The sequence below is a fragment of the Paenibacillus sp. FSL H8-0259 genome (genome assembly GCF_037963255.1).
GTDB classification, from domain to species: domain Bacteria; phylum Bacillota; class Bacilli; order Paenibacillales; family Paenibacillaceae; genus Paenibacillus_AQ; species Paenibacillus_AQ phytohabitans.
Map to the genome: position 1 here is coordinate 4,825,740 of NZ_CP150147.1, position 22,429 is coordinate 4,848,168.

The following is a 22,429-nucleotide window of genomic DNA, read 5'->3' on the forward strand; positions in this document are numbered from 1 at the left end:
TTAGCGCTCTACCGTTTCCATAATGAACGCTTCGATAATGTCGCCTTCAACGACATCATTATAGCGTTCCAAAGTTATGCCGCATTCATAACCCTGCGCCACTTCTTTAGCATCATCTTTGAAACGTTTCAAGGTGTCGATCTTGCCTGTGAAGACAACGATACCGCTGCGGATCAGGCGCATTTCAGCGTTGCGGGCAATTTTGCCGGAAGTAACCATACAACCTGCGATGGTACCCACTTTGCTGATTTTGAACACATTGCGCACTTCAGCATGGCCGATAACATTCTCTTTGTAGATGGGATCAAGCATCCCCTTCATGGCACTTTCAATTTCTTCGATTACATTGTAGATGATGTTATGCAGACGCACATCCACTTTCTCCTGCTCTGCTGCAGCTTTCGTCTGGGTATCCGGACGAACATTGAAGCCGATAACAATAGCGTTGGATGCTGCTGCCAAGGTAATGTCGGATTCCGTAATCGCTCCGGCACCGCTGTGAAGGATCTTCACGCGAACACCTTCAACTTCGATCTTGGCCAGGGAGCCTTTCAGCGCCTCTACCGAACCTTGTACGTCACCCTTGATAATCACGTTGAGATCTTTGATCTCTCCGTCCTTGATGTGCTTGAACAGATCATCCAATGTTACACGGGTGTTCGTGTTCAGCTCAGACTGGCGCTGCGTAGTCGAACGTCTGTCCGCAATCGCACGGGCCTTGCGCTCATCTTCAAAGGCCATAAACGGATCGCCCGCCTGCGGCACTTCAGTCAAACCGGTAATTTCCACTGGTGTGGAAGGTCCCGCTTCTTTGATCTTGCGTCCCTTGTCATTGACCATGGCACGTACGCGTCCGAAGCAGTTACCTGCTACAAAGGCGTCGCCGACTTTCAGCGTACCGTTCTGTACGAGAATACGGGCAACCGGTCCACGGTTTTTGTCAAGCTCAGCTTCTATAACAGTACCGCGTGCCCGTTTGTCCGGGTTCGCTTTGTACTCATTTACTTCAGCAACGAGCAGAATCATTTCCAGCAGCTCTTCCAGGTTGATGCGCTGTTTGGCCGACAGGTTGACGAAGATCGTATCGCCGCCCCACTCTTCCGGAACCAGCTCATAGCTTGTAAGCTCCTGCTTCACCTTATCAGGGTCCGCACCTGGCTTGTCGATCTTGTTAACTGCAACAATGATCGGAAGTCCGGCCGCCTTGGCATGGTTGATTGCTTCTACCGTCTGCGGCATAACACCGTCATCGGCAGCTACAACGATAATCGTCATATCCGTAACCTGGGCACCACGGGCACGCATAGCGGTGAACGCTTCATGGCCCGGTGTATCAAGGAACGTGATTTTCTTGTGGTTGATTTCGACTTGGTAAGCACCGATGTGCTGCGTAATTCCGCCTGCTTCTCCGCCAGTTACGTTCGTGGAACGGATGGCATCGAGCAAGGTTGTTTTACCATGGTCAACGTGACCCATGATCGTTACAACCGGAGGACGGGACTGCAGATCATCGTCGGAATCGTTCTCTTCCACGGTTTCGAAGCTGTCTTCATCTACCGGGATCTTCACTTCTACTTCTACACCGAACTCGCCGGCCAGAAGAAGGATCGTGTCGATGTCAAGCTCCTGATTGATCGTGGCCATAACGCCCATCGAGATCAGCTTCTTAATCACTTCCGAAGCATCCTTGTGAAGCAGCTTCGCGGTCTCACCAACCGTCATGCTGCCGCGGACAATAATCTTCTTCGGTGTGTTGTCAATCTTCTCACGGTGTACCATCGGCTGGTTTCTGCCGCGGTTGTTCTTGCCGCCACGGCCGCGGAAGTTGCCGCCTTTGCCGTCATCAAAACGTTTCTGGCCGCTGTTATTGTTCGGTCTGCCGCCAGTAGCATTCTTCTTCGGACCTCTGTCACCGCCGCGGGAGAAATCTCCGCCTGCGTTGCCTTGACCCTGCGGGCGGTCGCCCGTGCGTGGTGCAGTACCTTGACCTTGTGGACGGTCACCTGTACGGGGTGCGCCGCCTTGACCTTGCGGACGGCTGCCAGTGGTGGAGCTGCCCTGCGGACGGCTGCCGCCGGTGGAGCTGCCCTGCGGACGGCTGCCAGTGGTGGAACTGCCCTGCGGACGGCTGCCGCCGGTGGAGCTGCCTTGTGGACGGCTACCGCCAGTCGAGCTGCCTTGCGGACGGCTGCCGCCGGTGGAGCTGCCTTGCGGGCGGCTGCCAGTGGTGGAGCTGCCTTGCGGGCGGCTGCCAGTGGAACTGCCTTGCGGGCGGCTACCAGTGGAACTGCCTTGCGGGCGTGAATTCTGAGCTGTACCTGTTGTTTGTGTTCTGCGGGAATCTTGTCCGCTTTGGGGCCTTGGGGACGTCGTCGATTGGTTGTTGTTTTGGTTACTGTTCATACCTACCTGCTTTTCCGGTTGATTTTTGTTGGCATTCTGAGCACTTTGGGGTTCGGCTGTTACCGCGCCGGTGGTTACCGGACGGCTGCTGGTGCCGGTGTCCCGCTTGGCTGCAGCGTTTGACTTGATGTCCTTGAAGAACTGTTCAACTTTGTTCACGGAGCCATTCTCCATGACACTCATATGATTATTCACAGGGACATTCAAACGCTTCAGAATTGTAATGATTTCTTTACTGCTCATGTTCAGTGACTTCGCGTATTCATACACGCGCAGTTTATCCTTATTGTCTTCTTTAGTCAATAACTCCACCTCCGACAGTATCTCCAAGCGTTCTGGAGATCATTTCCGCGAATCCTTTATCCGTAACGGCCAGCACTACGCGCTGGTCTTTACCAATACTTGCACCGAGTTCATCCCGGTGAAATGCGATTACTAGTGGAATATCGTAGGTCCCGCACTTATCGCGGAACTTCTTTTGGGTATTATCTGAAGCGTCACCTGCCAGGACGACCAGCCTCGCCTCTGAAGACCGCACTGCCTTAAGCACAGCCTCGTCGCCGGTGACAATCTTGCCTGCTCTCATCGCAAGCCCTAAATAAGAAAGAGTCTTACTCATTGTCCTCACTATCCTTCGCTGCCAAAAATTGCTCCTCCACGGATGCAAAATCCCGGGCAAGCTGGGCGTAGATTTCAGGACTCACTTGACATTTCAATGCTCGGTCAAGTGCTTTGGTCTTTTGTGCCAGCTTAAAGTATTCCAGTTTACCGCAGATATAAGCACCACGGCCCGACTTCTTGCCCGTCAGGTCAATGAGCACTTCACCCTCAGGCGTTCTCACCACGCGAATCAGCTCTTTTTTGGGCATCATCTCTTGGCTGGCAACGCATTTGCGCAGCGGCACCTTTCTTTGCTTCATAGTAGCGCCTCCCGTCAGTCAGCAGATTCATTAATCGATGGAGACGGAATCCTGATGCATTTCATCATTAGAAGTTCTGGGTCTGCCGTATTCCTGCTCTGCCTGAGTCTCACTCTTGATATCAATTTTCCAGCCGGTCAGCTTAGCAGCAAGACGGGCATTCTGCCCTTTGATGCCGATCGCCAGCGACAATTGATAATCAGGAACGATGACACGCGCCATTTTCTCAGCTTCAAAGACCTGAACTTCAAGCACTTTGGACGGGCTGAGCGCATTGGCCACATACTCCTGCACAAGCTCGGAATACCGTACGATATCAATCTTCTCGCCGCGAAGTTCGGTTACGATGGTCTGAACACGTGTACCTCTAGGGCCTACGCAGGAACCAACGGGATCGACTTCAGGGTTACGCGAGAACACGGCGATTTTGGAACGGAAGCCGGCTTCGCGGGCAACGGAACGAATCTCCACCACTCCGTCAAAAATCTCCGGCACTTCCAGCTCGAACAGACGCTTCAGCAGACCCGGATGACTGCGGGACAGCATGATCTGCGGTCCTTTGGTCGTATTCTCCACCTTGGTGATATAAGCCTTGATACGCTCGCTCTGCTTGAATTTCTCGCCCGGCATAAGCTCGCCCAGCGGCAGAACCGCCTCGATTTTACCAAGATCCACATAAATGTTGCGCATATCCTGACGCTGGACAAGGCCGGTAACAATATCATCTTCCTTGTCAATAAAAGCGTTATAGATAAGTCCGCGTTCCGCTTCGCGGATACGCTGTGTAACAACCTGCTTGGCAGTCTGGGCAGCTATGCGCCCGAAATCACGCGGTGTAACTTCGAGTTCGGCAATATCCTCCAGCTGGAAATGCGGGTTGATCTCCCGGGCTCCCGGCAGAGAAATCTCTGTCCGTGAGTCCAGAACCTCCTCCACAATCAGCTTGCGGGCAAAAACCTTGATTACACCTGTGTTGCGGTTCATATCCACACGCACATTCTGCGCCGCATTGAAATTGCGTTTATAGCTGGAGATCAGCGCAGCTTCGATGGCTTCAAACAGCACATCCTTGCTGATGCCTTTCTCCCTTTCCAGTTCATTCATAGCTTCGATAAACTCCATACTCATGAAATTCCGGTCCCCCTTTCAAGACGTTAAAAAATAATGGCCAATCTCGCACTGGCGACCTTGGCGTACGGTACTACATGTTCTTTTTTGCCCGCGGAGATGAGCAGTTCCTCGTTCTCGAACGAGAGCAAACGACCTTCGAATTCTTTGAGTCCTTGAATCGGCTCATACACCGTTACATATACATCCTTGCCAACCGCTTTGGCAACATCCGCAGCTTTCTTGAGCGGACGTTCAGCTCCGGGCGAGGAAACCTCAAGGAAATAAGCTTCGGGAAACGGATCATTCTCATCCAGCTTCTGGCTGATATATTCGCTGATGGTGCCGCAGTCATCGATATCGATGCCGCCTTCTTTATCTACGAATACGCGCAGGAACCAATTGGAGCCTTCTTTCACGTATTCAACGTCCACCAGTTCGAAACCATTGTCCTCGAGATAGGACCCAAGCAGCTGCTCTACCGTCTGTTTAATTTTGGATTTGGGTGTGCTCAAAAGAAGATTACCTCCACGAACTTGTCTTTTGCTATATACCAAAGATAAAGAGTGGGTTTCCCCACTCTTTACACAACGGACTTATCTCATTATTACCAAAAAAATTATACCATAGTGAGTCTGCACTGACAAGTACCAGCCCTTGACTCCCTTATTTCAAAGCATGATTTGCAGCGAAATTTAGAATAATGACAGCTGGTTGCTCTCCGGCAGACCGCGGAAGCAGCCCATTCCGTTCAGCAGCTCAATCACCGTTTTACTGGCTTTGGATTTCTGCTGGAAGTCCTCAATGGAGAGGAATTCGCCGGCATCCTTGGCTGCCGCAATATTGATCGCGGCATTGTCACCAATACCCGCAAGCGAAGAGAACGGCGGAATCAGGCTGGTGCCGTCAACCGTAAATTTGGTGGCATCGGAACGGTACAGATCGATATTTTTGAAGGTGAAGCCGCGGGCAGTCATCTCCAGTGCCATTTCCAGAACCGGAAGCATCGCTTTTTCCTTCGGCAGGGCCTGGAAGCCTTTTTGCTCGATCTCTACAATCTGGCGACCAATGGCCTCATATCCCTTGCAGCAGAGTTCAATATCGAAATCAGCGGCACGGACAGAGAAGTAAGTTGCATAATATTCAATCGGATAATACAGCTTGAAGAAGGCGGTCCGCACTGCAGAGATGACGTACGCTGCGGCATGCGCCTTCGGGAACATGTATTGGATTTTGAGACAGGAATCAATGTACCACTGCGGCACCTTGCATTTCTTCATCTCTTCGATCCACTCGGGCGGAAGCCCCTTCCCTTTACGCACACTTTCCGTAATTTTGAAGGCCAGGCTGGCATCCATATCGGCCTTATAAATCAGGTAGAGCATGATATCATCACGGCAGCCGATAACCGTCTTGATGTTGCAGGTATTGTTCTTGATGAGCTCCTGGGCATTCCCCAGCCACACGCCGGTCCCGTGGGACAAGCCTGAAATCTGCAGCAAGTCGGCAAAGCTGGAAGGCTTGGCTTCCACGAGCATCTGGCGGACGAATTTCGTCCCCATTTCCGGTACTCCGTAGGTAGCTACAGGGGTCCGGATCTGATCCGGTCTTACCCCGAGCGCATCTGTGGAGTTGAACATGCTCATCACCTTCGGATCATTCATCGGAATGGTGGTCGGGTCCACGCCGGTCAGATCCTGCAGCATACGCATCATGGTCGGATCATCATGGCCCAGGATATCGAGCTTCAGCAGGTTGGCATCGAAGGCATGATAGTCAAAATGGGTTGTTTTCCACTCAGCCGTAACATCATCCGCCGGGAACTGCACAGGGGTAATATCTTCAATCTCCATATAATCCGGCAAAACAACGATACCGCCGGGATGCTGCCCCGTACTGCGCTTCACACCCGTGCAGCCTGCCGCCAGACGGCCTATCTCGGCTCCGCGCCAGCGTTTCTGGTGATGCTCTTCATATTTCTTTGTGAACCCGAAGGCGGTCTTCTCAGCTACGGTACCGATGGTGCCTGCCCGGAATACATTGTCAGGTCCAAACATTGTTTTGGTAAAATTGTGGGCATTCGGCTGATACTCCCCGGAGAAGTTAAGGTCGATATCGGGAACCTTATCCCCCTTGAAGCCCAGGAACGTCTCAAACGGGATATCCTGGCCTTCACCCTTCAGATTCCCGCCGCAGTCCGGACAGGCCTTGTCCGGCAGGTCGAAACCGCTCGGCACGCTGCCGTCAAGGAACCATTCACTATGCCTGCACTCCGAATTCGTGCAGATATAGTGGGCCGGCAGCGGATTAACCTCAGAAATACCAAGGAACGTTGCAACAACGGACGACCCTACCGATCCACGCGAGCCGACGAGATATCCATCCTGGTTCGACTTTTTAACGAGCCGTTCCGAGATCAGATAGTTGGCAGAGAAACCGTATTTAATAATCGGGGCGAGTTCCTTCTCCAGACGGGCTACTACAACCTCCGGCAAATCCTCGCCGTAAATTGATTTGGCTGTCTCATAGCAGGTATTGCGGATCTCATCATCCGCTCCTTCAATAATCGGGGTGAACAGCTCGCTCGGGAACAGATCATATTCCTCGAAACGTTCGGCCAGCTCCACGGTATTGGTGACCACGACCTCCATCGCTTTTTCCGGGCCCAGGAACTCAAATTCCGCAAGCATTTCCTCGGTGGTCCTGAAATGGGCATCTGGTTTACGCTGGTCCTTCAGCGGACTGAAGCCGGTAATCCCGTGAATTGTAATATCACGGAACAGCTTGTCACGCGGCTCCAGGTAATGCACGTTGCCGGTGGCAATGACCGGCTTGTTCATCTGGTCGCCGATTTCACATATCTTGCGCACAACACCGCGTAAATCCTCGGCGCTGGCCACGAAGCCTTTATCCACCAGATGCATGTACATGGTCAGCGGCTGAATCTCCAGAACGTCATAGAACTGGGCGACCTCAATGGCCTCCTCCACCGTCTTGTTCAGCACCGCTTCAAAGAACTCACCGCGCTCACAGCCGGAGATGACAATCAGCCCGTCCCGGTGTTCCTCAAGCTTCGATTTGGGGATACAGGGTACCCGTTTATAATACTCCGTGTGCGACATGGAGATCAGCTTGTAGAGATTCTTTTTGCCGGTCGGATTCAATGCATAAATGCCGCAGTGAAACGGCCGTACATTCGAGAGGTCATTGCCTACATAATCATTCAGCCGGTCAAGCCGGGTTAACCCTTTCATCTTTTCCGCATCCGCGAGTAATCCATTGAGGATACCGCCCAGGGCAATCGTATCGTCCACCGCCCGGTGATGGCTCTCCAGCAGCACTTTGTACTTGTCAGCGAGTGTATTGAGCCGGTGGTTCTTCATCGTCGGGAAGAGCAAACGCGCAAGCTCCAGCGTATCCAGCGAAGGATTCGGCAGCTGCGGCTGTCCCAGCTTCTTCAGGGAAGCCTGAATGAACCCCATATCAAACCGTGCATTGTGGGCTACCAGAATGCTGTCGCCGATAAACTCAACGAACTCTTTGAGTACAGGTTCCAGATCAGGAGCGTCTTTGACCATTTCATCGGTAATGTTGGTCAGCTGCTGGATATGGTAAGGAATCTTTTCATGCGGATTAACGAAGGTTGTATAACGGTCCAGCTCTTTGCCTTCGCACATTTTAATTGCTGCAAGCTCTGTAATATTGTTGCGCGTGATCGACAGACCGGTGGTTTCGATGTCAAATACGACATAGGTTGCTGTTTTGAGCTCCAGGGGCTGTGCATTCTCCACGATGTTTACAGCATCATTTACGACGTTGGCTTCCACACCATAGAGCATTTTGAGCTTATGCTTATGTGCAGCATGGTTCGCATCCGGGAAGCTCTGGACATTACCGTGATCCGTAACAGCCAGTGCCGGGTGTCCCCATTTCGCAGCGGTTTTGACATAATCGGTGATGGTTGCCACTGCATCCATCGTACTCATTGTGGTATGCAGATGGAATTCCACCCGCTTCTGCTTGGCATTGTCCTTACGCGCTGGCGGTGCAGAGACTTCCGACAAATCCGACGGGATCATCACCAGTTCCGGAATTTGCATGAAGCGGTCGTATTCAACTTTGCCGCGTGCCCGCACCCACTTACCGTTGGCCAGCTGCCCCATCACTTTAAGGTCTTCCTTGGTCTTCGCAAACATCTTCATCTGCAGTGAGTCGGTGAAGTCGGTTATGCAGAAGGTATAGAGCGTGTTGCCGTTACGCAGCTCTTTGGTGTCGAGTCCAAAAATCGTACCTTGAATCGTGATCTTCTTCTCTTCATCCTGGATGTCCAGAATCGATACGGCCTGCTCTTTGATCTCATATCCGATCTGAAGCTTAATTACCTCATTCGGATCACCGGGTTCCTCAGGCTCGTCCGGTTCACTGGCCATCATCATCATCTCTACCAGTTCACGCTGCTCCTGCTGGAGCTTCTGCTGGAATTCCTCGTAGGCATCCGCTTTGCTCTCATTCTCGGCAATCTGCAGCTTCACCTTAAGGGTAAGCCCGAAATATTTATCATAATATTTAATAATGGCTGCTTCGATGCCCTTTTTACGGGCCAGTTCAAGAGACATGGAATCGCTCAGGCTAAGCAAAAGCGTGCCGTCCTGCAGGTCCTGACTGGAGCGCGTCAGCCATCCGTTAACGGATGGAATCTCACGCTGGACCCACTCGAGGAACATTCCCCAGTACTCCTGTACAATATCCGCTCTGTTGATTGTGTCATCATATAGGAACAAGAAGCTGACTTTGGCAATATGCTGCAGCTTCTCACGCATTCTAAGGACAAAGGTCCGGTAGGTCTGGGCCGGAACCAGGCTGTCTTTCGCAATTACAATATGCCAGTCACGGTTACCGCGGCTGATTTCCACACGCTCGATCTGCCCGTCCAAAAAGTAGGGATCAATAATGGCCGGTGGAATTTCCCCCTGCTTCATTAACAGCTCGAACCTTTTTCTTCTCTCCACGTTTAGCTCCATGGTTTCCCCACCTAACTCGGCAATAATTAGCTATACCCATAACATAATTCTAATATAGTAAGAAAAGCTTCCAGTTCAAAAAGCATTGGGTAATTGCGGCCCGCCGACTCCTCTCGCCAGAAGCTAATATAAAGGATCAAATAAAAATTGAAGTTGCCGCTTAATACGCTTTGGCGAATACAACTGTATGCAGGGCCGGCTCACCGCAGCAAATACAAGTCTCTTTCGTTTCGGACGGATTGAACGGAATATTACGGCTGCCTGCGCCTGTTTCTTCCTTCACCTTGGATTCACATTCCTCCGAGCCGCACCAGCCTGCAAGTGCAAAGCCGCGCTTCTCTTCCATGGATTCCTTCATTTGCTCTAAGGTATCTACAGAATAGAAATGATCCTCACGGAACTTCAGAGCCCGCTCGAACATTTCCTGGTGAACCTGCTCCAGCATAGCCTTCACTTCTTCAACCAGATTCTCCTGCTGGATAATCTTCTTCTCTCCGCTGATCCGGGATACGATTACGCAGACTCCGTTCTCCATATCACGCGGTCCAAGCTCCAGACGTACCGGTACACCGCGCATTTCGTATTCATTGAACTTCCAGCCCGGTGTAACATCAGCGCGGTCATCTACACGTACGCGGATTCCGGCACTCTTCAGCTCTTTGAACAGCTCATCTGTGCGCCCGATCACTGCTTCACGGGTCTTAGGCGGCCCGATCGGAATCATAATGACCTGAGTAGGCGCTACCTTCGGCGGCAAAGCCAGTCCGCGGTCATCCCCATGCACCATGATCAGTGAGCCGATTAGACGTGTTGTAGAGCCCCATGAGGTTGTATGTGCATATTCCAGTACATTATCACGGCTTAAGTATTGGATATCAAAGGCAACTGCGAACTTGGTACCCAGATAATGCGAGGTAGCCGCCTGCACAGCCCGTCCATCTTTCATCATTGCTTCAATGGAATACGTATCTACCGCACCAGCGAACCGCTCGGATGGTGTCTTCTGTCCGGTAACCACCGGAATCGCCAGAAAAGTCTCTACGAAATCACGGTAGTTATCCAGCATCTTCATCGTTTCTTCACGCGCTTCCGTCTCATTCTCATGAGCGGTATGGCCTTCCTGCCAGAGGAATTCCGTAGTACGGATGAACGGCAATGTACGCTTTTCCCAGCGGACTACGTTAGCCCATTGGTTAATCAGCACCGGAAGGTCACGGTAGGACTGAATCCATTTGGAATACATATGGCCGAACATGGTCTCGGAAGTTGGGCGGATTGCCAGACGTTCTTCCAGCACATCGCCACCAGCTTCAGTCACCCAAGGCAGCTCCGGATTGAAGCCCTCAACATGTTCTTTCTCCTTCTGGAAAAAGCTCTCCGGAATAAACAGCGGGAAGTAGGCATTGCGGTGTCCGGTTTCCTTGAGGCGGCGGTTCATCTCCTCCTGGATATGTTCCCAGATCTCGTAGCCGTCCGGTTTGAACACAATACAGCCGCGGACTGGAGAATAATCCATCAGGTCCGCTTTTTTGATCACATCAATATACCAGCGTGAGAAATCTTCGCCCTGCGGCGTGATTTCCGTAACGAACTGCTTGTCTTTTGCCATGTAAAGAGATCCTCCTAAATTCGCCCCGCAAAGCGCCGGTTAACAAGTGAAGCTGTCAAGCACTTTGCGGGGACCCCAAAAGAATGTAATGTGAACAAATCAGCCACTTATGAGGCGTAATATATCATTATAAGTCACAGCAATCATCACCAGGAACAGCAGCGCAAAGCCTACGAAATGGACCATGCCTTCGCGGTTCGGGTCCACCGGCTTACCGCGCAGCGCCTCCACGCCGAGAAACACGAGCCGGCTTCCGTCAAGTGCAGGAATCGGCAGAAGGTTGAAGATCCCGAGATACAGGCTGAGAATAGCCGCCCAATAAGTCAAATACTGAATCCCCTGCTGGGCAATCTGTCCGGTCAGCTGGAAGGTTCCCACGGGTCCGGAGATATCATCCATATTGAACTTGTTGATCAGCTGCTTGAAGCCGATGAAGATCAGCTTCGTGGTATCCACCATGGCAGTTCCTGACTTGGTGATAGTCTCACCAACCCCGGCCTTGCGAGTAGGAAGCTCCGGAGTGATCCCGACTTTGCCGCCTTCCTCCCCTTCCATACTGCGGGGAATCATAGCTACATTAAGAGTTTCATCGCCGCGCTGCAGTGTCCACTTCATCTCTTTGCCCTTGGACGCGGAGGTTAGCGAGATCATCTTCTGGTAATCTCCACCGATAGTTTCGCCGTTAACGGCTACGACAATGTCGCCTTTCTGCAGACCGGCTTCCTGGGCCGGCATCCCTTCGCTTACATCGCCGATCTTCACATAGGTCGGATTCTCCACCTGTATACCGGCCATTTGCAGATGAAGTGCGAACAGCACAAAAGCCAGAATGAAGTTCATCACCGGACCGGCCAAAATTGCCACCGCGCGCTGACCTACGCTTTTACTGCCGAACTGGCGGTCTTTGGGCGCGATCTGCGTCTGCTGGCTTCCCTTAATCATCATCGCCTGTGGATGTACGTCGTATGTGGTAACTTCACCATCCACATCCAGGCGGATTTTCAGCTCATTCTCAAGGTCCGTGAATTGCGCTTCACCGCGGATAACATTTCGGCGTGTATCCAGCGAATCCAGGTAAATATTCTTCACCTTATTATCCTGGCCCAGTCTGACCGCAATGGTCTGTCCGGGACCGATCTCAATCATTTCCGGATCCTCTCCGGCCATCCGGGCATATCCCCCAAACGGCAGCAGGCGAAGCGTGAACTGGGTTTCATTGCGTTTATAAGAAAACAGTTTCGGACCGAAACCGATAGCAAATTCCCTCACAAGAATTCCGGCGCGTTTGGCAAAATAATAATGTCCCCATTCATGGACGGTCACCAGAACAAAGAACATAAATACCGTCAAAAAAACGACTCTTACCATCTCCATTGCGAAACATTCCCCCCTTTAGGTGTAAGACCGAAGTATGTCCTCTTAATTTATCATTATTCCAAGGTAAGGCACAAGAGAATCAACAGTCCACCCCTATTTTTCAGGGCATAACAAATATTTCCGGAATACAAAATGCGCCTTGTCCTCTTACAGCACAGCCGCAAGTTCCCGGGTCACCGTATCACAGTGCTGAATCTGCTCCAGATTCGGATGAGCCGCATTCTCATGGCGCTGAAGGACTTCATCAATAATCTCGTCAATCCGCAGGAACGGAATCTCGCCGCGCAGGAAACGGGCAACGGCAATCTCATTCGCTGCATTGAAGGCGGTTGTAGCCGTACCTCCCATGGTGCCGCAGTCGATAGCCAGCTTCAGGGCGGGGAAGCGCTCATAGTCCATCTCACGGAAAGTGAGACTGGCTACTTTGGCCAGCGACAGCCGCTCAGCAGGCGACTGCCAGCGGTCCGGATAGGTGAGTGCATATTGAATCGGAACCCGCATATCCGGCGTTCCCAGCTGCGCTATGATACTGCTGTCACGGAATTCCACATAGGAGTGAATAATGCTCTCCGGATGCAGCAGCACATTAATCTGTTCATACGGGAGGGCAAACAGATGATGCGCTTCGATTACTTCCAGCCCTTTGTTAACCATGGTTGCCGAATCAATCGTAATCTTGGCCCCCATGCTCCAGTTCGGGTGGCGCAGCGCATCCTCTACAGTAACATTCTTAAGCTGTGCTCGCGTATAATCACGGAAAGATCCTCCGGATGCTGTGATGGTAATCGAGGCAACATCTTCGCGGTTCTCGCCGTTTAAGCATTGAAAAATGGCTGAATGCTCGCTGTCAACCGGCAGCAGCTTGACGCCTTTGCGGCCCGCCAGCTCCGTAACCAGGTGTCCGGCGGTAACCAGCGTTTCCTTGTTGGCCAGTCCAATATGTCTGCCGGCTTCAATAGCCGCCATTGTAGACTGCAGACCCACACTGCCCACGAGGGCAGTCACAACCGTCTCAGCGTCACCGCCGGCGGCAATCTCCACCAGACCTTCACGTCCGCTGTAGAGCTCTACGCCGGCAGGCAGACTGGATCTGATCTCCGCTGCAAGCTCCGGTGTAGACACAGAAACGCGGCGCGGATGGAAGCGGCGGACCTGCTCCAGCAGCAGCCGGGTATTCGTTCCCGCTGCCAGCCCGTCCACTACAAAGGCTTCCGGATGCATGGCTACGACATCGAGTGTCTGGGTGCCGACTGAACCCGTAGAGCCGAGAATACTGATTCTTTTCACAGTTGAAACCTTCTTCCTGTCGTTAATAGTAAGGCATCAGCATTACGATATGTACGAAAGGAAATACGATAATCCAGCTGTCACAGCGGTCCAGGATGCCTCCATGACCAGGCAGCAACGAGCCTGAATCCTTAATACCGTACACCCGTTTATAAGCAGACTGTACAAGATCTCCGAGCTGACCCAGAACGGCGCAGGAACCCCCGATAAGCAGTGCGCGTCCGATTGTCAGCAGATCAGGAACCAATAGGGCAAAAACAATTGAAATCACGGCAGAGATTAATACTCCGCCAAGGGCACCTTCGACAGTTTTGTTAGGACTAATCGCCGGCCAGAGCTTATTGCGTCCGAAGCTTCGGCCGACAAAATACGCTCCGGCATCACTTCCCCAGATGCAGCACAGCAGCAGAAACGTCCAGAGAAGCCCATGTCCATCTCCCGCACCGCGGGCGATAGCCATATAAGAGAAGCCCATCCCTATGTATACAATGCCAGTGAACATCAAAGCGGTGATCTTAATATCCAGCTTGTTCTTGCTGAAGACCGTAACCAGCAGGAATAACAGCATAAGCAGCCAGATTCCCTGCTCCCACGATAATAACTCGGAAGTCCCCAGCAGGTTCCAGGGGATCATGAAGCATACTACGGACGCATAACCAAGTACAGCAGTCCCTCCGAAGGTTGCTGTACCTGTCATTTTTACAAATTCATAATAGCCAATGAGGGCCATGGCAGTCAGCAACAGCTGATACGGCCAGCCTCCCAAAAGGCACAAGCCCAAAAACAAGGCCCCGGCAACAATTCCGGTAATCAATCGCTGCTTCAAAGATTCCCATCTCCCATCAGGCTACTTCAATCCACCATAACGGCGTGTGCGGCGTTGATATTCTGCCACAGCCTGCATCAGATGCGTCTTGTCAAACTCCGGCCAGTACACATCTGTAAACCATAATTCACTGTAGGCAATCTGCCAGAGCATAAAGTTACTGAGGCGCATTTCGCCGCTCGTACGGATCAGCAGATCAGGGTCAGGCAGTCCGCCGGATAAGAGTCTGCTGTCAATCAGTGCTGAAGTAATCTCATCAGGTGTCAGAATACCTGCCTGGATATCCTTGCCCAAGCCGCGCATACAGTCTTCAATCTCTTTACGGCCACCGTAGTTCAGTGCAAAATTAAGTATAAGTCCGGTATTCCCTTCGGTCCGGGCAACCGCTTCTTCCATCGCCCTGCGGGTATGGGAAGGCAAAGCCTCGGTATCCCCCATTACACGTACCTGTACATTCTTCTCAATCAGTTCATCCAGTTCAATGGCCAGAAATTCCACAGGCAAGCGCATCAGGAAATCAACCTCATCCTTCGGCCGCTTCCAGTTCTCCGTGGAGAAAGCGTACATGGTCAAGAACTCTACTCCCAGGTCATTCGCCGCGATTGTCGCACGTTTGACCGCCTTCATCCCGTTCTGATGACCCACAATACGGGGCAAGCCGCGCCGTTTCGCCCAGCGTCCGTTGCCATCCATAATTACAGCTACATGCCGGGGAATATTATCCGGTGAAATCTCGACTGGCTCCTGCCTGTCTTTACGGCTCAGCCATTCTTGAATCCGTTTGATCATTTCCGTTTCCTCCAAGCTCTTATCAGAAAGAGACAAACCCCACCATAGACGGAGGGGCCTGAAGTCTCTTGAATTTCATTATACTTCCATAATCTCTTTTTCTTTGGACAAGAGCACTTTATCGACTTCAGCTATGAACTTATCCGTTGATTTCTGGATATCTTCCTGATGTCCATGTGATTCGTCTTCCGAAATGCCGTTCTTCTCCATCTTCTTGATGTCATCGTTCGCATCGCGGCGGATGTTACGGATAGCTACCTTCGCTTCTTCTCCGAACTTCTTGGTGAACTTTACAAGCTCGCCGCGGCGTTCTTCAGTAAGCGGTGGAATGGACAAACGGATGATTGTACCGTCATTGGCTGGCGTAATCCCGATATCAGACTTCATAATCGCCCGCTCGATGTCAGACATCGATGTTTTGTCCCACGGCTGGATCAGCAGTGTCCGGGAATCCGGTGTGCTGATGTTAGCCAGCTGATTAAGAGGAGTCGGAGCACCGTAGTACTCCACTTGAATGCGATCCAGCAGTGACGTCGAAGCACGTCCTGCCCGCAGTGTAGCCAAATCGCGTTTTAGCGACAAAATCGCTTTTTCCATACGCTCTTCGGCATTTTTCTTCACCGATTGTGGCATTAATTTACACTCCCTTTAACAATCGTCCCGATCTTTTCGCCGAGAACGACACGTTTAATATTGCCTTGCTCTGTAATAGCAAACACAATGAGCGGTATATTATTATCCATGCAGAGAGAGGAAGCGGTGGAATCCATAACACCCAGGTTCTTGTTCAGAATATCCATGTAAGTAAGCTGCTCGTATTTCACGGCAGTGCTGTCCTTGAACGGATCCGCGGAATAGACACCATCCACCTTGTTCTTCGCCATCAGAATCACTTCGGCTTCAATCTCGGCCGCTCTGAGCGCTGCCGTTGTATCCGTCGAGAAGAACGGATTCCCTGTTCCTGCGGCAAAAATAACTACACGGCCCTTTTCCAGATGCCGGATTGCCCGGCGGCGGATATAAGGCTCAGCAATTTGCTGCATGGCAATGGAGGTCTGAACCCGTGTAGGGACATCAATCTGCTCCAGGGCATCCTGCAGTGCCAGCGAGTTCATGACGGTTGCCAGCATTCCCATATAATCCGCTGTCGCCCGGTCAATGCCGCTTGCACTTCCCGCGATTCCGCGCCAGATGTTACCTCCGCCGCACACAATGGCAACCTGAACTCCAAGCTCAACGACTTCCTTGACCTGCTCCGCGATGGAGATGATCGTTTCGGCATCGATGCCATAGCCATTCTGTCCGGCAAGTGATTCACCGCTAACCTTAAGGACTACTCTCTTAAATACCGGCTGTTCCAATTGTATACCCTCACTTTCTTACAAAAGACGGAACACTACGTGATATGTGTTCCGCTCTTTTGATGCTTGCCTTTATTCAGTTCTTATTACAAAATGCTTCTCAGCTATTATTGGTTCACTTGTGCCATTACTTCTTCAACAAAGTTATCGACTTTCTTCTCAAGACCTTCACCCAGCTCGTAACGAACGAAACGGCGGATGGAGATGTTTTCGCCAATAGTGCTGATTTTTTCGTTCAGCAATTGGGAAATAGTCTTGTCCGGGTCTTTAACGAAAGGCTGTTCAAGCAGGCAATATTCTTCATAGAACTTGCTGATGCGGCCTTCAACCATTTTTTCAACGATTTTTTCAGGCTTGCCTTCGTTCAGCGCCTGGTTCTTAAGAATTTCTTTTTCTTTCTCAACATCTGCAGCCGGCACTTCTTCACGGCGAACATACAGCGGGTTCGCTGCTGCGATTTGCATTGCGATATCGCGGGCGAAATCTTTGAAGGAATCTGTTTTACCAACGAAGTCAGTTTCGCAGTTGATTTCTACCAGAACGCCGATACGGCCGCCAGCGTGGATGTAAGATTCTACTGTACCTTCAGTAGCGATACGACCAGCTTTGTTAGCTGCTGCGGACAAACCTTTTTCACGAAGCAATTCAGCCGCTTTTGTGATATCGTTGTTTGCTTCTTCAAGGGCCTTTTTACAATCGAGCATTCCTGCTCCTGTTCTTTCACGAAGTTCCTTTACTGCCTTTGCATCTACTGCCATTGTTATTCCCTCCAGATAATTGTCGTTGTCATACGCGGGCTCAAGGCCCATTATCCTAAAAAAAGGGCAGTGAGAGGTTATCCACCTGCCAACCACCCTTTTCATTTAAGTTCTTGTTTATGTCCCCCGGATACTACTTAAGCAGTAGTTGTGTCTTCGCCCTGATGAGCTTCAACAACAGCGTCAGCCATTTTACCAGTCAAGAGCTTCACGGCGCGGATAGCGTCGTCATTGCCTGGAATTACGTAGTCGATTTCGTCCGGATCGCAGTTAGTATCAACGATAGCTACGATAGGAATACCCAATTTGCGAGCTTCTGCTACAGCAATACGCTCTTTACGCGGGTCAATGATGAACAGCGCGCTTGGAAGACCTTTCATGTTCTTGATACCGCCCAGGAATTTCTCAAGACGATCTTTCTCTTTGCGGAGAAGGATAACTTCTTTCTTAGGCAATACTGCGAAGGTACCGTCTTCTTCCCAAGCTTCCAATTTCTTCAGGCGGTCAATACGCTTCTGAATAGTCTGGAAGTTAGTCAGGGTACCACCGAGCCAACGTTGGTTAATGAAGAACATACCCGAACGTTCAGCTTCTTCTTTTACGGAATCCTGTGCTTGTTTCTTTGTTCCTACGAATAGGATTGTGCCGTTGTCGCCAGCGACGCTCTTTACAAAGTTGTAAGCTTCCTCTACCTTTTTGACTGTTTTCTGCAAGTCAATAATGTAAATTCCGTTTCTTTCAGTGAAGATATAACGATCCATCTTTGGATTCCAACGACGAGTCTGATGACCGAAGTGTACCCCAGCTTCGAGAAGCTGCTTCATGGAAATTACTGCCATCTTCACACACCTCCTAATTTTGGTTTATTGTGTGTCTCCTCCGCCGCGTGTCATCTTTCTACAAGACTTTCTTCAGAAGAAAGCACCTCTTGTCGAAATCAACCGGCGTGTGTTTTAACACCGTCAATTACTATACCATATTAAAACATTCTATGCAACGATTACTGTGAATTTATAAATTTCTTATCGTAAAACACTTATTTCTTCACAGTAATCAGCTTATCAATAATAGAGTCCACGCTCTCTCCCTTAGCAAAACTGTAGCTGCCGTATTGGATAATCTTGTTCACTTTACGGCTGTTCGCCTTCTTAAGAAACTCCGCTTTATCTTGAATAACTCCGGCACCGGCCAGCACATCCGCAGTTTGGGCGAGTGTAATTCCTGTAGGAATCCGCACAGAAATATCGCCGTTCACTGCAACCGCAGGCGCTTCCGGACTGGCTGGAGCTACAATGCCCGTGTCTGCAGCACTGCTCTCCGGCTGTACTGGCGCTGACGGCTTGCCGGGAGTCACAGCTGCACTCGGCTCCACTGCGGCTTTAGGTGTGGCCGCAGGAGCCGGAGAAGCAGTTGCCGCCTCCTCTGCTGGGACCTGGGAAGACTCGGGCGTTCCCGCAGAATTGCCTTCCTGTGCTTCCTCTTCCCCGCTGGCCGCCCCTTCATCTGGGGACTGCACATGATCCACCACGGTCAAATTCAGTCGCTCCGCTTCCTTGATCAGCTGTTCTTTGGTGAGCGGAGCAGCCTTCCCGGCAATCATCAGCTGCAGCAGCAGTGCGCCGGCAATCAGACCGATGCCTAACCCGAGCATGAAGAACCGGTTCTTGATCATACCGATTCCTCCTGATGGGCCAACTGCAGAATCAGCTGGACCTCGCCCCGCTGGAGACCTGCAGTCTTGGCGATAGAATCTATCGATTTTCCTTGTTCATGCAGTTCGAACAATCGCGGATATCTCAGCTTTATGGAGCTGACCGGCTTTTGCCTGGCAGGCTGAATTTCAGCTTCAGCAGTTGGGGCTGCAGAAGCATTCTCCGCAGACTGGGCAGCCGAAGGCTCCCTTGAGAAGGTTGCGGCAAGCTGAAGCAGGCCTTTCTCTTCAGCGGTCAGCCGGGCATCCAGAAGCAGCAGGCTCTTACTAAGCTCAGCCACCTGCTCACGCAGTGTGCCAATCTCTTCCTGCAGGGCTGTTTTGTTACTCTGCGACTGCGCTTTGATGCTGCCGACCAGCTGAAGCAGTTCTGTATTCTCATGTTCGATATCTGCCATATATAACTCCAGCGCGGCCTCCGTCTCCTTGAGGCTCTTCTTCTCATCCGAGTCTTCCTTGCTGGCCTTTGCCGGCAGTCTCAGGGCATAAACGATAGCGACAGCGCCTACCAGCACGATATATACCCATGGGTCCAAGTGTCTAATCTCCTTTTACATTCAATTCATAGAAGCTTACTCATTCAATAGTTTAACTGGACTCAAAGACTGAAATCTATCCGGTGTCCCTTATAAGGATGCTCGGCATCGTGGACGGTCTCCGGCTTCCTTGACTGACGCGGATCAGCGTGGCTGTCCGGCTGCTTCTCCTTACCCCCGTCCCGCAGTGCTGATTCCGAAGATTCGTCCACCTCACTGCTGCGCATGGCGATTTCCTGGCTATGCTTGACGTTCTGGCCTGCCAATTGCTGCTGGTCAAGCGCCGGACGCTGCTGCTGGCTGTTCTGAACTTTAGCTGCATCATGTGTCCGGGGCAGGGCGATTTGTAGTTCCACCGGTTTCAGACTCATCAGATCTCATCTCCCATAGTCCATATAGAATCAAGGAATAGCAGGCCGCTCCCGCTGCCTGCCTGCTTAAATGTACGGTATTATCGATATATCCCCTTCACTGTAAACAAAGGATACCCGTTCTGTAGGATCTTTAACGAATCTGGTATACCTGCCAATAACAATCTTTGATCCTCCATAGATTGTTTTGATCACATCCACCCGTGCCCTGCCTGTATCCTCAAGCATCCGCTCAATCTCGAGTACGCGTTCCTTAATTCTCTTTTCATCACGCATATGGGATTGCTTGGTCGCATTGAGCTTCACGCGGAGCGCCACCTTATCCGGGGAAAGCTGACCGTTGTTCGCCAACTGATTGAGAAGGTATAATGCCTTATTGGTCTTGTCTTCATTCTCAAGAAGGTGACGCAATTCCTGGCGCAGCTCATTAATCTCATTTCTCAGCTCGGGAACAACGCCCACCTCAACCGCTGTAGCCGTCGACATTGTATTGCCGATGGTTCGTGCGACAACTTTATCGCCTGCCTGTACTATCCCGCCTACAATCAAACCTTTGGCACCGTTACAGAGCACATCACGGCCTGCGCGAATGTTGGAATGCATAATGCTTTGCGAGACAATTACATCTTCTCCGGCCACCACATTGCCATCCTGGATAAATGAGACTTTGACATTTTTCCCGGCGCTTACGAGGCCTTTGTTATAGCCGATAATTCCGCCGGTAATTTCGATGGAGCCGCCGGATATCAGCTCGGCACCTTCCACCCCGCCAACCACTCGGATATCTCCGGCGGATTTGACGGTGAAGCCGGTAAGCACATTGCCGCGAATGACAACCGTCCCGACAAAATCAATATTCCCTGTACTGTAATCCACATCACCATTGACCTCATATACAGGAAATACATTGATCTTGCCCTTGTCTGTCAGCGTAACCAATCCATCTATCGCCGAATACATAGAGGTCTCTTCCTGATCCACCAGTACATTCTTGCCAACCTTGAAATGGGCTTGCTTCCCTGCTCTATACGGAAGCTCCTCCCCGGTCACTGTCTTTCCGCTTACACCATTCTCTGCCGGTATGATTCTGGCTATAAGCTGGCCCTTCCTCACATTGTGAAGCCGGACCAGATCCTTATAGTCAACCTTGCCATCTTCTTTCTCCAGCGGCTTACGGTCTTCCTCCAGATCCACGGTCAGTACCATCCGTCCATCCTTGCCGTTGACAGCAGGCTGGCCGATTGCGATCGGCACCCTGTTCCAGAAATATTCTTCCGGGTTGCTGCAGATCCGCTGAACAATATCCCGCTGGATGCCAAATCGAATGTTGTGACTGACCAGGAAGCTTTCAAGATCTTCTATTGTACAGGAGAAATTCTCATCCTTCTTGATGAACTGGAGGTAAGCAATCCCTTTATCATCCGAAAACGTAATACTCAGGTATTGGCCCAAAACATATTGACCGATCAAATTCTGCTCCCCCTTGTCACCGGCGCCCGGTTAATCATTTTGCATAAGAAGATCACGGTTCTTCTCAAGTGTTCCTCTTAGCCGCAAAATAGCCTTCGAATGAAGCTGTGAGATCCGCGAAGGAGAGAGTGACATCACTTCAGCGATCTCGCTCAAAGATAAATCCTCATAATATAAAAGGGACACGACGGTCCGTTCTTTCACTGTTAATTTCTCGATGCCTTTAGTCAGCGTATCACGCAGATAGAACTCATTTACTTTACGGTCCGGATTCTTAGCCTTATCATCCACCAGAATAGACATACGTGTCTCTGATTCTTCTTCACGAATAGGATCTTCTAATGAGCAGAGCGACATGACTGCAACATCCTGCAGCATAGTCTGAAACTCCGTTTCAGTAATGTTCAGATACTGGCTCATTTCATCGTCACTAACGGATCTCAAATACTTCTGTTCCAGCTGCTGGTAGGCATCCTCGATTTTTTTCGCTTTTTCTCGCACGGATCTGGGAACCCAGTCACTTTGCCGCAGAGAGTCAAGGATCGCTCCTCTTACCCGCCAGGAAGCATAGGTCTGAAATTGCAGTCCCCGCTTGTAGTCGAATTTCTCGATGGCATCAATCAGTCCCATCACACCATTGCTGGCCAAGTCATCTTTGGATACATTTTTGGGCAGTCCCACTGCCAGACGGCTGGATACGTAATCTACAATATGGAGATAACTCTCAATCAGCTTTTTTTTGGCCTCAGGATCACCTTGCTCTTTCCATTGTTCCCATAGTCCATCTGTTTCTGACTGAGCAGCTTTATGCTCGTTCAACGGCTTTCACCCTTCCCAAAGTTTAGTCAGCGGGTACCATGCGGCGCAAGATTACGGACTTTCG

The 22,429-nt window shown here is 51.0% G+C and carries 19 protein-coding genes and 1 pseudogene; all 20 read right to left on the reverse strand.

The genetic code is table 11. The features are described 5' to 3' along the window. The 20 genes and pseudogenes from infB to NSU01_RS20775 all read right to left on the reverse strand — a co-directional run bounded on the left by infB (position 1) and on the right by NSU01_RS20775 (position 22,365). On the reverse strand, positions 1-2,706 hold the full coding sequence (gene infB / locus NSU01_RS20680) for a translation initiation factor IF-2 (protein ID WP_042138118.1): 2,706 nt from the start codon (positions 2,704-2,706) through the stop codon (positions 1-3). Then, positions 2,704-3,022 (reverse strand): annotated as a pseudogene (locus tag NSU01_RS20685) (YlxQ family RNA-binding protein); the annotation flags it as partial. The gene infB and the pseudogene NSU01_RS20685, both read right to left, overlap by 3 nt. Beyond that, complete coding sequence (locus NSU01_RS20690; RefSeq protein WP_036692616.1) at positions 3,015-3,323, reverse strand: YlxR family protein; 309 nt, start codon at positions 3,321-3,323, stop codon at positions 3,015-3,017. The pseudogene NSU01_RS20685 and the gene NSU01_RS20690, both read right to left, overlap by 8 nt. A 30-nt stretch (positions 3,324-3,353) precedes the next feature. Then, on the reverse strand, positions 3,354-4,451 hold the full coding sequence (nusA, locus tag NSU01_RS20695; protein ID WP_039295270.1) for a transcription termination factor NusA: 1,098 nt from the start codon (positions 4,449-4,451) through the stop codon (positions 3,354-3,356). 26 nt (positions 4,452-4,477) lie between these two features. Next, on the reverse strand, positions 4,478-4,945 hold the full coding sequence (gene rimP, locus NSU01_RS20700) for a ribosome maturation factor RimP (RefSeq protein ID WP_039295269.1): 468 nt from the start codon (positions 4,943-4,945) through the stop codon (positions 4,478-4,480). Positions 4,946-5,125: 180 nt separating this feature from the next. Continuing rightward, entirely contained in the window at positions 5,126-9,451 is a 4,326-nt protein-coding gene (locus NSU01_RS20705) for a PolC-type DNA polymerase III (protein ID WP_076246922.1), read from the reverse strand. 160 nt (positions 9,452-9,611) lie between these two features. Further along, positions 9,612-11,060, reverse strand: coding sequence for a proline--tRNA ligase (gene proS / locus NSU01_RS20710; RefSeq protein WP_076246925.1), 1,449 nt, complete (start codon positions 11,058-11,060; stop codon positions 9,612-9,614). 99 nt (positions 11,061-11,159) lie between these two features. Further along, positions 11,160-12,434, reverse strand: a complete 1,275-nt coding sequence (gene rseP, locus NSU01_RS20715; RefSeq protein WP_042138122.1) for an RIP metalloprotease RseP — start codon at positions 12,432-12,434, stop codon at positions 11,160-11,162. 150 nt (positions 12,435-12,584) lie between these two features. Further along, positions 12,585-13,724 (reverse strand): 1-deoxy-D-xylulose-5-phosphate reductoisomerase, encoded by a 1,140-nt coding sequence (locus tag NSU01_RS20720; RefSeq protein WP_042138124.1) that lies wholly within the window; start codon positions 13,722-13,724, stop codon positions 12,585-12,587. 22 nt (positions 13,725-13,746) lie between these two features. Next, the gene (locus NSU01_RS20725) at positions 13,747-14,550 is read right to left on the reverse strand and encodes a phosphatidate cytidylyltransferase (protein WP_076246927.1); all 804 of its coding nucleotides are present in this window, start codon (positions 14,548-14,550) and stop codon (positions 13,747-13,749) included. A gap of 21 nt (positions 14,551-14,571) precedes the next feature. Continuing rightward, positions 14,572-15,339 carry an isoprenyl transferase gene (locus tag NSU01_RS20730; RefSeq protein WP_039295253.1) on the reverse strand — a complete coding sequence of 256 codons (768 nt, stop codon included), beginning with the start codon at positions 15,337-15,339 and terminating at the stop codon, positions 14,572-14,574. Positions 15,340-15,417: 78 nt separating this feature from the next. Further along, positions 15,418-15,972, reverse strand: coding sequence for a ribosome recycling factor (gene frr, locus NSU01_RS20735; RefSeq protein ID WP_039295250.1), 555 nt, complete (start codon positions 15,970-15,972; stop codon positions 15,418-15,420). Further along, positions 15,972-16,700, reverse strand: coding sequence for a UMP kinase (gene pyrH / locus NSU01_RS20740; protein WP_039295247.1), 729 nt, complete (start codon positions 16,698-16,700; stop codon positions 15,972-15,974). Before pyrH ends, frr begins: the two co-directional genes overlap by 1 nt. A gap of 107 nt (positions 16,701-16,807) precedes the next feature. Continuing rightward, the gene (gene tsf, locus NSU01_RS20745; protein WP_039295244.1) at positions 16,808-17,458 is read right to left on the reverse strand and encodes a translation elongation factor Ts; all 651 of its coding nucleotides are present in this window, start codon (positions 17,456-17,458) and stop codon (positions 16,808-16,810) included. 137 nt (positions 17,459-17,595) lie between these two features. Further along, positions 17,596-18,297 (reverse strand): 30S ribosomal protein S2, encoded by a 702-nt coding sequence (rpsB, locus tag NSU01_RS20750; protein ID WP_036692565.1) that lies wholly within the window; start codon positions 18,295-18,297, stop codon positions 17,596-17,598. 197 nt (positions 18,298-18,494) lie between these two features. After that, the gene (locus tag NSU01_RS20755; protein ID WP_042138128.1) at positions 18,495-19,130 is read right to left on the reverse strand and encodes a hypothetical protein; all 636 of its coding nucleotides are present in this window, start codon (positions 19,128-19,130) and stop codon (positions 18,495-18,497) included. Then, the gene (locus tag NSU01_RS20760) at positions 19,127-19,705 is read right to left on the reverse strand and encodes a hypothetical protein (protein WP_042138129.1); all 579 of its coding nucleotides are present in this window, start codon (positions 19,703-19,705) and stop codon (positions 19,127-19,129) included. The genes NSU01_RS20755 and NSU01_RS20760 overlap by 4 nt, the downstream gene beginning before the upstream one ends. A 62-nt stretch (positions 19,706-19,767) precedes the next feature. Then, positions 19,768-20,076 (reverse strand): hypothetical protein, encoded by a 309-nt coding sequence (locus NSU01_RS20765; protein WP_042138131.1) that lies wholly within the window; start codon positions 20,074-20,076, stop codon positions 19,768-19,770. A gap of 66 nt (positions 20,077-20,142) precedes the next feature. After that, a complete protein-coding gene (locus NSU01_RS20770) occupies positions 20,143-21,546 on the reverse strand; it encodes a FapA family protein (RefSeq protein WP_042138132.1) in 1,404 nt (467 codons plus the stop codon). 30 nt (positions 21,547-21,576) lie between these two features. Beyond that, positions 21,577-22,365 carry a FliA/WhiG family RNA polymerase sigma factor gene (locus NSU01_RS20775; RefSeq protein ID WP_042138136.1) on the reverse strand — a complete coding sequence of 263 codons (789 nt, stop codon included), beginning with the start codon at positions 22,363-22,365 and terminating at the stop codon, positions 21,577-21,579. Positions 22,366-22,429: the final 64 nt, after the last annotated feature.

What these genes read in the sequence shown, in the direction of transcription:
- NSU01_RS20705 (WP_076246922.1), bottom strand. Translation starts at nt 9,451, where the DNA reads ATGGAGCTAAACGTGGAGAGAAGAAAAAGGTTCGAGCTGTTAATGAAG.
- proS (WP_076246925.1), bottom strand. Translation starts at nt 11,060, where the DNA reads ATGGCAAAAGACAAGCAGTTCGTTACGGAAATCACGCCGCAGGGCGAA.
- NSU01_RS20765 (WP_042138131.1), bottom strand. Translation starts at nt 20,076, where the DNA reads ATGAGTCTGAAACCGGTGGAACTACAAATCGCCCTGCCCCGGACACAT.
- rpsB (WP_036692565.1), bottom strand. Translation starts at nt 18,297, where the DNA reads ATGGCAGTAATTTCCATGAAGCAGCTTCTCGAAGCTGGGGTACACTTC.
- NSU01_RS20690 (WP_036692616.1), bottom strand. Translation starts at nt 3,323, where the DNA reads ATGAAGCAAAGAAAGGTGCCGCTGCGCAAATGCGTTGCCAGCCAAGAG.
- NSU01_RS20755 (WP_042138128.1), bottom strand. Translation starts at nt 19,130, where the DNA reads ATGATCAAGAACCGGTTCTTCATGCTCGGGTTAGGCATCGGTCTGATT.
- nusA (WP_039295270.1), bottom strand. Translation starts at nt 4,451, where the DNA reads ATGAGTATGGAGTTTATCGAAGCTATGAATGAACTGGAAAGGGAGAAA.
- rseP (WP_042138122.1), bottom strand. Translation starts at nt 12,434, where the DNA reads ATGGAGATGGTAAGAGTCGTTTTTTTGACGGTATTTATGTTCTTTGTT.
- NSU01_RS20730 (WP_039295253.1), bottom strand. Translation starts at nt 15,339, where the DNA reads ATGATCAAACGGATTCAAGAATGGCTGAGCCGTAAAGACAGGCAGGAG.
- tsf (WP_039295244.1), bottom strand. Translation starts at nt 17,458, where the DNA reads ATGGCAGTAGATGCAAAGGCAGTAAAGGAACTTCGTGAAAGAACAGGA.
- frr (WP_039295250.1), bottom strand. Translation starts at nt 15,972, where the DNA reads ATGCCACAATCGGTGAAGAAAAATGCCGAAGAGCGTATGGAAAAAGCG.